At 68.1% G+C, this 11,207-nt stretch carries 11 protein-coding genes and 1 pseudogene; 3 read left to right on the top strand and 9 right to left on the bottom strand.

All coding sequences use genetic code 11. The annotated features are described in order from the left end of the window. From G3N97_RS31530 to G3N97_RS31515, 4 genes are all read right to left on the bottom strand, one after another. On the bottom strand, positions 1-205 hold a 205-nt coding region (locus G3N97_RS31530), incomplete at its 3' end, for a DUF4880 domain-containing protein (RefSeq protein ID WP_205996859.1). After that, complete coding sequence (locus G3N97_RS31525; RefSeq protein ID WP_065059889.1) at positions 202-717, bottom strand: sigma-70 family RNA polymerase sigma factor; 516 nt, start codon at positions 715-717, stop codon at positions 202-204. The genes G3N97_RS31525 and G3N97_RS31530, both read right to left, overlap by 4 nt. Before the next feature lie 230 nt (positions 718-947). After that, positions 948-1,943, bottom strand: coding sequence for an alpha/beta hydrolase (locus G3N97_RS31520; RefSeq protein WP_205996858.1), 996 nt, complete (start codon positions 1,941-1,943; stop codon positions 948-950). Between the two features lie 165 nt (positions 1,944-2,108). Next, positions 2,109-3,140, bottom strand: coding sequence for an alpha/beta fold hydrolase (locus G3N97_RS31515; protein WP_205996857.1), 1,032 nt, complete (start codon positions 3,138-3,140; stop codon positions 2,109-2,111). Positions 3,141-3,233: 93 nt separating this feature from the next. On the opposite strand from G3N97_RS31515, the gene G3N97_RS31510 reads away from it, so the two are divergent. Together G3N97_RS31510 and G3N97_RS31505 are read left to right on the top strand one after the other, a co-directional pair. Continuing rightward, complete coding sequence (locus tag G3N97_RS31510) at positions 3,234-4,142, top strand: LysR substrate-binding domain-containing protein (protein ID WP_205996856.1); 909 nt, start codon at positions 3,234-3,236, stop codon at positions 4,140-4,142. 110 nt (positions 4,143-4,252) lie between these two features. Next, entirely contained in the window at positions 4,253-5,494 is a 1,242-nt protein-coding gene (locus tag G3N97_RS31505; RefSeq protein ID WP_205996855.1) for an MFS transporter, read from the top strand. A gap of 127 nt (positions 5,495-5,621) precedes the next feature. On the opposite strand, the gene G3N97_RS31500 is transcribed toward G3N97_RS31505, so the two are convergent. Then, the gene (locus G3N97_RS31500) at positions 5,622-6,593 is read right to left on the bottom strand and encodes a LysR family transcriptional regulator (RefSeq protein WP_205996854.1); all 972 of its coding nucleotides are present in this window, start codon (positions 6,591-6,593) and stop codon (positions 5,622-5,624) included. A 179-nt stretch (positions 6,594-6,772) separates the two neighbouring features. On the opposite strand from G3N97_RS31500, the gene G3N97_RS31495 reads away from it, so the two are divergent. Continuing rightward, the gene (locus G3N97_RS31495) at positions 6,773-7,294 is read left to right on the top strand and encodes a nuclear transport factor 2 family protein (protein ID WP_205996853.1); all 522 of its coding nucleotides are present in this window, start codon (positions 6,773-6,775) and stop codon (positions 7,292-7,294) included. A gap of 29 nt (positions 7,295-7,323) precedes the next feature. Here G3N97_RS31495 and G3N97_RS31490 read toward each other — a convergent pair whose 3' ends face one another. The 4 genes and pseudogenes from G3N97_RS31490 to G3N97_RS31475 form a co-directional block, all read right to left on the bottom strand. After that, positions 7,324-8,715 carry a sensor histidine kinase gene (locus G3N97_RS31490; RefSeq protein WP_205996852.1) on the bottom strand — a complete coding sequence of 464 codons (1,392 nt, stop codon included), beginning with the start codon at positions 8,713-8,715 and terminating at the stop codon, positions 7,324-7,326. A 34-nt stretch (positions 8,716-8,749) separates the two neighbouring features. Then, on the bottom strand, positions 8,750-9,427 hold the full coding sequence (locus G3N97_RS31485) for a response regulator transcription factor (protein ID WP_205996851.1): 678 nt from the start codon (positions 9,425-9,427) through the stop codon (positions 8,750-8,752). 33 nt (positions 9,428-9,460) lie between these two features. Beyond that, complete coding sequence (locus G3N97_RS31480) at positions 9,461-10,792, bottom strand: MFS transporter (RefSeq protein ID WP_205996850.1); 1,332 nt, start codon at positions 10,790-10,792, stop codon at positions 9,461-9,463. A 221-nt stretch (positions 10,793-11,013) separates the two neighbouring features. Further along, positions 11,014-11,207, bottom strand: a pseudogene (locus tag G3N97_RS31475) (hypothetical protein); the annotation flags it as partial.

The following is an 11,207-nucleotide window of genomic DNA, read 5'->3' as shown; positions in this document are numbered from 1 at the left end:
CGGCGGCGCGCCAGCGCGAGCAGGCGGCGATGTCCTCGGCCGTCGGGTTGTCGGCGAGCCGCACGAGCCATTGCGCGGCCGCGCGCGCGACGGCGCGTTCGAGCGGACGCGCGTCGTCGTCGAAGGAATCGAACGTGTTGAGGGACTCGGGCTGGGCGTGCGCGGCGCTGTCGCCGCCCGCGTCGGTCACGTACGGCGGCTTCACAGCGTCATCAGCAAACAGGCTTCGAACGCGCTCGCCATATAGCGCTTCACCGTGCGCACATTGACGTCGAGCTTCTCGGCGATTTCCGCGTAGGTCAGCCCTTCGAGTTGCGCAAGCAGAAATGCCGTGCGCGCGCGCGGCGCGAGGCCGTCGAGCATCGCATCGACTTCGTGCAGCGTTTCGAGGATCAGATAGCGGTCTTCGGGCGAGGGCGCCTGCGGCTCCGGCAGACAGGCGAGGGCGTCGAGAAACGCCTGTTCGAGCGACAGCCGCCGATAGTGATTGAGCAGCACGCGGCGCGCGACCGTGGTGAGGTAGGCGCGCGGCTCGCGCAGTTCGAGCGCGCCGAGCCGCTCGTGCGCGCCGAGAATGCGCAAGAACGTGTCCTGCGCGAGGTCCGCCGCTTCGAAAGCGTTGCCGAGCTTGCGGCGCAGCCAGCCATGCAGCCAGCCGTGATGGTCACGGTAGAGCGCATGCACTTCCCGCTGCACGTCGAGTTGGACGGCGGACATCGAACTTCCCCTTTTCACCCCGCGCGGCAGGCCGGCGCATCAGCCGATGGATCGGCTCAGTCATGTTACTGAATAAGAATTATTTTCATTTATAACCTGACGGGCGGATTTGCGCAACGCATAAACGCCGTCGCGTGGGGCGCACGCGACGGCGGTTTTTTTTCGGTTTCCGGAAGTTTTTTTCTGCTAATGCGCGACCCGGCACGACCCAGGAACGACCCGCGCGCGCCTTAACCGAACTCGCGCTGCACGGCCTCGCTGCGCAGAAAATCGACCAGCAGCGCGTTGACGTCGGCGGGACGTTCCTGCTGGATCCAGTGGCCCGCCTCGGGCAGCAGCACCTTGCGCGCGAGGCGCGGCACGTTGGTTTCGAGCGCCTCGTAGGCCTTCGCCGTCATGCGGATCACGCCGTCCTGTTCGCCCGCGACGAACAGCGTCGGCTGCTGGATGCGCGCGCCGTCGAGGAAAGGCGTGAGCGCCCAGTTGCGGTCGAGATTGCGATACCAGTCGATGGTGCCGCGAAAGCCGCTCTTGCGGTATTGCGCGGCGAACACGTCGAGATCGGCGTCGCTGAGCCAGGGCGGCAGCGTGTCGGGATACGCGAGGCTGTCGACGAAGCGCGCGTTTTTCGGGAACGCCATGAAGCCGATGCGCGCGTGCTCGGGATGACGCCGGCTCTCGCCGCCCGCCGTGTAGTAGACGCCGAGCAGCGCGCGGCGCACGTCCTCTTCGAGTTCGCGCTCGACGCGTCCGGGCGTCTGGAAATACTCCTGATAGAAGTGATGCTCCTGCGTGTTGCTGGCGAAGTGCACGGCAGGGCGCACGCGCGAGCGCGGCAGATACGGCACGCTGCACAGCGCGAGCGCGCGGAACAGGTCGGGCCGCAGCAGCGCCGCGTGGGCCGCGACGATCGACCCCCAGTCGTGGCCGACGATCGTCGCCTGATGCTCGCCCAGCGCGTTGACGAGCCCGACGAGATCGCCGGTCAGATTGAGGATGTCGTAGGCGGCGGTGTCGAGCGGCGTCTCGGTGTCGCCGTATCCGCGCTGATCGGGGGCGACGACGCGATAACCCGCCGCCGCCAGCGCCTCGATCTGATGCCGCCACGCATACCAGGACTCGGGCCAGCCGTGACAGAGCAGCACGAGCGGACCTTCGCCGTGCTCGACGTAATGCATGCGGATGCCGTTGGTGTACGCGTAACGATGCTGGAAGTCTGCGCTCATGAGGTCCTCGAATGGTCCACGCGCGTCTGGGCGACCGAAGCAGTCTGGCGAAGGCGCGATGGCGTTTTGATGACGCTGCGATTCAATCCGTCGCGACCGGACGGTTCGTGCACGATAGCAGAATCGGTGGAAAAAAGAACGACCGGTCGAATTTCGCCGATGACGTCAGCGCCACGGGCGCGGATCGGCGAGGGTATCGGTGCATGCGCAGTTCGCTTCGGCTTTGGCTTCGGCTTCACGGTCGAAGCCGCCTGACACGATCGTGCCCGGCGTGGCCGCACTCAGGCGTGCGTCGCGCAGCCAGTCGAGCGCGATCGGCCAGAGCGTCGCGTCGAAACGCGCGTTGAAAAACGCGAAATGGCCGATGCGCGCCGCGCCGATCTGCGCGGGCGCGAGCCGCAGATGCGTCGTGCGGCTGTGCGTGAAATAGCGCAGCAGGCGTTCGACGGCGGCAATCGTGCCGAACGGATCGTCGGTGACGCTCAGCGCGAGCGTGGGCGCGCGCAGTCCCGCGAAGCGCGCGACCAGCGCGGCGCGCTGCTCCGGCGTGCGCGCGAGGGGCGCGCGCGTGTAGGTATCCTCGAAACGCGCGCGGCTGCGGCTCCACGCGAACGCGACGCCGCGCGGCGTGTCTTCCATCCAGCCGAGCCGCGCCGCCGGAACATAGCCGAACAGATGCGCGAGCATGGGCATCGCGACGTGCCACTTGAGTCGCATCGCGAGGCGGCTGCGCGGCGCGTAATCGCGCCAGTGGGCGTACTGCGCGCCCATCGTGAAGACGCGGCGCACGTGCCGGTTCGACGGCGCGAGCCCGAGCGCGAAGCCGCCGATGCTGTGCGCGACCACGTCGATCGGCTGACCCGGAAACGCCACGCGTGCGTAGCGTAATGCGGCCTCGCAGTCGCGCTCGCCCCAGTCGAGCCAGCAGGCGTCGAGCGCGGCGAGGTCGGGCGGACGCGATTCGCCGATACCGCGATAGTCGTAAAGCAGCACATCGCAGCCGTGCCGGAACAACCAGGCGGCGAAGCGGAAGTAGTAGCGGCAGCGCACTGACGTGGCGGGATTGACGACCACGACGGGACGCGGGCTTGCCTCAATCGACGGACGCCCGCGCCAGACATAAGCGCCGAGGCGGTAGCCGTCGGCGGCGATCAGCGCGATGCGCTCGGGCGGCGGGTCGTAGTCGTCGAAATCCATGGCGTTTCAGGAGCGATTCGGGAACCGACATTGCACTTGACCCCGCCGCGCGCATCAATCAATCTTCTCGCACCGTTCGCATGAGGAACACGCATGCCAGTGCCGCTCGTCAAACTGCCGTCGCTCGACTTCATCCGTGGTTTCGTGGCGGTCGGCCGGCGCATGAGCATCACGCTCGCCGCCGAGGATCTGTGTCTCACGCAGTCGGCGGTGAGTCGCCAGATCAACGCGCTCGAAGATCTGCTCGGCGTGCGTCTCTTTCATCGCGGCTATCGTTCGATCGCGTTCACGCCCGAGGGCGAGCGCCTGTTTCGCACGGCCGAAAGCGCGGTCGCGCAGTTGCAGGACGTGATGGGCGCGCTGATGGCGCCGCGCGCGCGCCAGCCGGTCACGATCACCGCGAGCCTGGGCGTGGCGGGATTGTGGCTGCTGCCGCGTCTCGGCAGTCTGCAGGCAAGGCATCCGCAGATCGACGTGCGCGTCGCGGCCTCCGACAAGGTGCTCGACCTGCGCGCCGAAGGCATCGACCTCGCCTTGCGCTACGCGGGCGCGAACGCGGCCTTGCCCGACGCGACGCGGCTCTACGAGGAATACGTGATGCCGGTCGCGCATCCGTCGCTGGGCGTCGCGACGCTCGACGCGGCCACGCTCGCGCAGCATGCGCTGCTCGAATTCGACGGCCCGCGCCGTCCGTTGTTGCGCTGGGCCGATCATCTCGGCGAACTCGGCCTCGACGCGGCGCAGCCGCGCGGCGTGCTGCGCTTCAACACTTACGATCAGGTGATCCAGGCCGCGCTGGCGGGACGCGGCATCGCGCTCGGACGCCATGCGCTGGTCGAACCGATGCTGGCCGACGGACGCCTCGTCGCCATCGGCGCGGCGTGGCCCACGCGTCCGACCGGCTACGCCTACTGGCTCTGCCGCGCCGACCCAGCGCCGCGCGACGACGTGCGCGCCGTCATCGACTGGATACTCGACGAGGCGCGGCCCGGCGTCGTCTGAACGGCTTTCGCATGCGTTTTATGCATGCGAATCGCGCCAAAAACTGGCTTGAACGCCGCCCCGCTCGCGCGCTTTACTGCGTGAATCAAGCACGCGCGAGGAGAGCGACGGTGTGGGATCGAGACGAAGCATGGCGGCGGCGCTGGCTGCTGGTGGGCGCGGGCGGCATCGTGATGGGCGCGGCGCTGGGCGTGCGCAACGTGCAGGGCCTGTTTCTGCTGCCGGTCACGCTCGCGCGCGGCTGGCCGCGCGAAACCTTCGGCCTCGCGCTGGCCTTGCAGAATCTGCTCTGGGGCTTCGCGCAGCCGCTCACCGGCATGATCGCCGACCGCTATGGCTCGGCGCGCGTGATCTGCGCGGGCGCGCTGCTCTACGCGCTCGGGCTCGTCGTGATGGCGCTGGCGGCGTCGACGGGCGTCTACACCTTCGGCGTGGGCGTGCTGATCGGCGTGGCCTTGTCGGGCACTGCGTTCGGCACGGTCTATGGCGCGCTGTCGCGGCTTTTTCCCGACGATCGGCGCGGCTGGGCGCTCGGCGTCGCGGGCACGATCGGCGGGCTCGGGCAGTTCGTGATGGTGCCGTTTGCGCAGACGCTGATCGGCGCGGCGGGCTGGACCACGGCGATCCTCGCGTTCGCGGCCGTCATGCTTGCGAGCGCGCCGCTCGCGGCGTGGTTGCGCGACCGGCCGGCGGGCCGTGCCGCCGACGCAACGCACGCACATCTCGACACCGAATCCGAAACCGGCATCCGCGCCGCCGTGAAAGAAGCGTTCGCGCATCGCGGCTTCTGGCTGCTCAATCTCGGCTTCTTTTCGTGCGGATTCCAGCTCGCGTTCATCGGCGCGCATCTGCCCGCGTATCTGCTCGACAAGGGCATGAGCGCGCGCGAGGCGAGCATGGCGCTCGCGATCATCGCGCTGGCGAACACGGCGGGCATGTTCTTGTGCGGCTACGCGGGCGGATTCCTGCGGCGCAAATTCCTGCTTTCGGGCCTCTATTTCGTGCGCGCGGCGGCGATGGCGCTGTTCGTGACGCTGCCGCTCACGCCCGCGAGCCTCTACATCTTCGCGGCGGTGATGGGACTCACGTGGCTCGGCACCGTGCCGCTGACGAACGGCATCGTCTCGCAGGTGTTCGGCGTGCGCTATATCGCGACCTTGTTCGGCTTCGTGTTCTTCGGCCACCAGCTCGGCAGTTTCTTCGGCGTGTGGCTGGGCGGCGTGGTGTTCGACGCGATGCATTCGTATGCGCCGCTCTGGTACGGATCGGTGGCGCTGGGCGTGATATCCGGCTTGCTGCACATGCCGATCGACGATCGGCGCGTGGCGAGGCTGGCGGCGCAGCCCGCATGAGCGAGCGCGTGAAGCGGCGCGTTCCGGGCGTCTGCGCGGGCGCGCTTGTGATTGCGCTTGTGATTGCGCTTGTGATTGCGCTTGTGGGCGTGCTCGTGATCGCGCTCGTGGCGTATGCGTTCGCCGGTTATCTGACGCCCGCGGCGCTCGTGAGCTTGCTCTCGGGGCTGGCTTTCTGCGGTTGACGCCGGCCCGTGCGCCGTGAGGATGGCGAGGATGACGTCGCGTCCCGCTCGGCGAACGCGTGCGTCAAAGCGAGAAATGCCGTGAGCGCGCTCGACGCATAACCGTCGTGGCGGCGCACGAACAGCGTCTTCACGCGCGCGACGTCGGCGGGCATGCGATGCAGCGCGATCTTGCCCGCAGCCGCCGCGGGCGCGACCGATCCCGCCGGCAGCAAGGTCACGCCGACGCCCGCCGCCACGCAGCTCAGGATCGCATCGAGCGAGCCGAATTCGAGCGGCGTCGCCGTCACGATGCCGCGCCCCGCGAGCCACGCTTCGAGCCGCTGCCGGTACGAACAGCCGAGCTGAAACACGATGGTCTTGAGGTCGGCGACCTTCGACAGATCGGCGGGCGTGCGAATGGCGGGACTCGTGGCCAGCACCAGTTCCTCGGTGAACACCACGCTCTGCCGCAGATCGGGATGCGCCACCGGACCGGCGACGAACGCGCCGTCGAGCCGGCCGTCGACCACGTCCTGCATCAGCCGTGGCGTGTTGCCTGAACTCACGACGAGCCGCACGTCCGCATACGTGCTCGCGAACTCGGTCAGCAGCGGCGAGAGCCGCAGCGCCGTGATGGTTTCGAGCGCGCCGAGCGCGAGCGTGCCGCCGGGTGTGCCGTCGTCGCGCGCGGCGTTGCGCGCGTCGTCCATCAGCCTCGCGATGCGTCCGACGAAGGGCAGCATGCGCTTGCCGGCAGGCGTGGCGATCACGCCGCGCGCGTGGCGCTCGAACAGCGCGAGGCCCAACGCGTCCTCCAGCGCGCGGATGCGCGCCGTGACGTTCGACTGCACGGTGTTCAGCTCGGCGGCGGCCTTGTTCATGCTGCCGTGGCGCGCGACGGCCTCGAAGGTTTTCAGGTCGGTCAGATCCATGACGGGGCCTCGCGGTCGAAAGGTGCAGACGCGCAGGCTAGCACAGAACCGGCCAGCTATCTGAAATGAAGATTACTCGTATCAAATCAATTCGGTTCTACAGATAGCCGTTCGCGCGTAGTCTGGGTGCATGTCGGGCATCCGCGCGACACGATGAATGAGCCGAGGAGAGCAACGCCATGCAAGCGAAACACGATTTCATCAACGGCGCGCAAACGCGCGCCAACGACGGCGGCGCGCTCGACGCGCTGATCGACTTTTACCGCGCCTTCAATGCGCGCGATCTCGATGCGCTCGCCGCGAACTGGGCAAGCGGCGAGTCAAATGAAGAATCGGGCGGCGCGGCCGCTCAAACGCCGAGCATGGACAATCCAATCGGCGGCATCCGGCGCGGCTGGCCCGCCATTCGCGACGGCTATCGCACGCTCTTCGAAGGGCCGGCGCGCGTGCAGGTGGCGTTCCACGATTTCACCGAAAACGGCGGCGCGGACTGGCATCTGTTCGTGGGCCGCGAGCGCGGCACGTTCACGGCGGCGGGCACGACGCTCGATTTGCGCATCCGCACCACGCGCTGGTTCGTGAAGCTCGACGGCGTCTGGCGGCAATTGCATCATCACGGCTCGATCGAGGAGCCGGAATTGCTGGCGGCGTATCAGCGCGCGATTTTCGGCGCGCCGATTTCGGCGCCCGCGCAAGGTTGAGCGAACGAGGTTGAGCGGATGCGCGGGCGTCAGCGCGCCGCGAGCGTTTCGCCCGGCGCGCCGACCGGAAACTGCACCACCGCCGCCGTCCCGCGTCCTTCCACGCCGCGCTCCAGCCGGATCTCCGCGCGATGCGCGCGCGCGATTTCACGCACGATGGCAAGACCGAGTCCGCTGCCCGGCTGCGTCGAGGCGCGGAAGAACGGCTCGAACACCTTGTCGCGCAACGCGTCGGGAATGCCCGCGCCTTCGTCGGCGACCGACAGCGTCACCGACGCCGACGCGCCCACCAGCGTCACCGCCACCGTGCCGCCTTCGGGCGAGTAGCGGATGGCGTTATCGACGAGATTGAACACGAGCACCGTGAGCAGTTGCTCGTTGCCCATCACCACGGCCTGCTCGGCGAGCGTGGCGACGAGTTCGACGCGCCGCCGCTGCGCGAGCAGCGCGAGCTGTTCGATCACGCCCGTCGCCACCGCGCGCATGTCCACGCGCACGCCTTCGAACTGCGTGTAATCGGCGGCTTCGGCCTGCGCGAGCGTGAGCAGCTGGTTCGTCAGACCGACGAGCGAGCGATTGCTCTGATGCATCGCCGTGAGCGTTTCGTGCAGACGCTCGGGGTCCTGCTGGCGGCGCGCGTACTGCAACTGCGTGCCGAGCAGCGTGAGCGGCGTGCGCAACTGATGCGCGGCGTCGGCGATAAAGCGTCGCTGCATCGCCGTCTTGCGCTCGATGATGTCGAGACATTCGTTGAACGCGCTCACGATCGGGCGCAGTTCGGTGCGCAGCGGCTCGGTGTCGATGCGCACCGACGACGTGCGCACGCGCTCGGGCAGCCCGCGCGCGAGCCGCGTGAGCGGACGCAGTTCCAGCGTGAGCGCGACGCTCACGAGCACGATCGCCGCCGCGACGATGGCCGCGAAATAGAACATCTGCGGACGCCAGAGCGCGAGCGCCAGCGCGTCGCGTTCGTTGAGTGTGCGGCCCGCCGAAATCACCACGCGGCGCGTCACGCCCGCGTCGTACATCGGACGGATCAGCGAGACCGCGCGGATCGGCACGCCGTCGACTTTCGCGTCGTACCACTGCGGCGAGACGTCGGGCACGCGCTGCGGAAAATCGGACGTGCCCGCGATGATCGGCCCGCCGATTTCCTGCACGCGGAAAAACACCTGATCGCGGCTCGCGGTGCGCAGGATTTCGATCGCGCTCGGCGAAATCGGCGCGGAAAGCGTGTTGCCTTCCCAGCCGATGTCGCCCGCCATCACGCGCGCCGCCGAGAGCAGCGCGTCGTCCTGCAGGAGATTCGCGGTGCGCCACGCGTTGCCGTGCGTAATCACGCCCGCCGCCGCGATGAACACCGTCATCGGCAGCACGAGCCAGAGCAGCAGGCGAACGCGCAGGCTATTGGTGGGTTTCATCCGCGGAGGGCATCGTGCGCGTGCATCGTGCGCGTTATTCGTCGGCTTCGGCGTCTTCGAGCAGATAGCCGAGGCCGCGCAGCGTGATGATGGTGGCGCTGCTCTTTTCGAGCTTCTTGCGCAGACGCGATACGTAGATTTCGATCGCGTCCTCGCTGGTGGGCGCGTCGGCGTCGCTGACCGATTCGGCGAGCGTGGCCTTGGAGACGGTTTTCTTCGCGCGCAGGATCAGCGTTTCGAGCACCGCGTGTTCGCGCGGCGTGAGCGTGAGCGCGTCTTCATCCACGTAGAAGCGGCGGCTGTCCATGTCGTAGAGCAGGTCGCCGCAGCGGATGCGGTTCGAGCGCGAGGGCGCCTGGCGGCGCGCCAGCACCTTGACGCGCGCCACCAGCTCGCGCGCGTCGAAGGGTTTGACGATGTAGTCGTCTGCGCCGGCGCCCAGACAGACGACTTTTTCGTCGATGGCGCCGGTGGCTGTGAGGATCAGCACGGGCGTGGCGTCGCCGCGCGAGCGCATGCGGCGCAGCAGCGCCTTGCCCGACATGCGCGGCAGATTCAGATCGAGCAGCACCACGTCGTACGACGACGCGCGCAGCGCGTCCTCGGCCGCCTCGCCGTCGCCGACGTGGTCGAGCATGAAACCGTCATCGGTCAGCGTGCGCGTGAGCCAATGCGCGAGTTCTTCGTTGTCTTCGACGAGCAAAAGTCTCATGCCCAGGCGGTCCTTCGGTCCTTCCGTTGCGGGTTACGCGGTCTTGTACTGTTCGCGCGTGGCCTTCGAACGATACAGGAACAGCGTGGCGACGAGGCCGCACACCGCGGCGACGCTCATCCATGCGCCCGGCGCGGCCTTGTCGCCGGTGAGGTGGATCAGCCACGTGGAGATCGCCGGCGTGAAGCCGCCGATGAGCGTGGCGAGGCTGTACGCCATCGAGAAGCCCGTGGTGCGCACGTGCGCGGGCATCAGTTCGGTCAGCGCGACGACCATCGCACCGTTGTACCACGCGTAGAGCGTCGAGAGCCACAGTTCGACCGCGAGCAGCGCGCCGAACGAGGGCGCGGCCACGAGCCACTGCATCGCCGGATAGCAGGTGAGGATGGCGAGCGCCGTGCAGGCGATCAGCACCGGCGCGCGGCCGACGCGGTCCGACACGGCGCCCGCGATCGGCAGCCAGATGAAGTTCGACACGCCCACGCAGACCGTGACGAGCAGCGCGTCGAGCGACGAGAGATTCAGCTCGACCTTGCCGAAGGTCGGCGTGTAGGCGGTGATCAGGTAGAACGAGGTCGTCGTCATGATGACGAGGCCCATGCCCGCGAGCACGATGCCGTAATTGCTCGCGATGGCGCGCGCGATCTCGCCGATGCCCGGATGATGGCGGCGCGCTTCGAATTCTTCGGTTTCGCGCAGCGTGCGGCGGATGTAGAACAGGAACGGCACGATCATGCAGCCGACCACGAACGGCACGCGCCAGCCCCAGCTATGCATTTCCGGCGCGGGCACGAGCGCGTGCAGCGCCACGCCGAGCGCGGCGGCGAACACCACGGCCACCTGCTGGCTGCCCGACTGCCACGAGCAGTAGAAGCCGCGGTTGCCCTTGGTGGCGATTTCGGCGAGATAGACCGACACGCCGCCGAGTTCCGCGCCCGCCGAGAAGCCTTGCAGCAGACGGCCCATCAGCACGATGGCCGGCGCGGCGATGCCGATGGTGGCGTAGCCCGGCACCACGGCGACGCACAGCGTGCCGACGGCCATCAGCGACAGCGAAAGGATCAGGCCCTTGCGGCGGCCGTGACGGTCCATGTACGCGCCGAGCACGATCGCGCCGAGCGGACGCATCAGGAAGCCCGCGCCGAACACGGACAGCGCGAGCATCAGCGAGGCGAATTCGCTGTCGGCCGGGAAGAACGTCGACGCGATCGCGGCTGCGTAATAGCCGTAGACCATGAAGTCGTACATTTCCAGGAAGTTGCCGCTGACCGCGCGGAACACGGTGCGGGCTTTCGATTCGGGCGCGAGGGCGGCCGTGCCGGAGGTCGGGCTGGCCGGAGCGGCGCTGCTGCTGGCTGGTGTCATGTCGAATACCTTTGGTTGAAGGACGCGTCCGTGGGCGGCGCGGCATGCGTCGTGGCTGCCTCGCCGGTGCGGGATGCGTCCCGGTGTTGCCCGGTGTGTCGGCCCGTCTTGCGGGCCGGTTGCGTTGATCTGCCGTGTTCGGTCGGTGGGGGCGGCGGGTGGGTCCCGTCGGCCGGGGTGGTCTTTTTTATGTGCGTTTTAGCGTGATTCTTTTGCGGTCTCTACTGCGTGTTTTGTTGCGTCGGCGTTGGTGCGGACTGCACGCCGGTCACGAATTCGTCGGTCCATGTCTGCGACAGGTCGACGTGCTTCGCGCTCACGCGCGAACCGGCCGTCATCAGCACGTTCAGCACGGTTTGCGGCGCGCCGGGCGGCATCGTGCCGTCGGGCGAGAACGCGGGCTGCGCTTCGGCGA

Origin of the sequence: Paraburkholderia sp. Ac-20347 (assembly GCF_017104805.1) — a bacterium.
Taxonomy (GTDB): Bacteria; Pseudomonadota; Gammaproteobacteria; order Burkholderiales; family Burkholderiaceae; genus Paraburkholderia; species Paraburkholderia tropica.
This window is presented reverse-complemented; position numbering and strand designations above follow the sequence as displayed.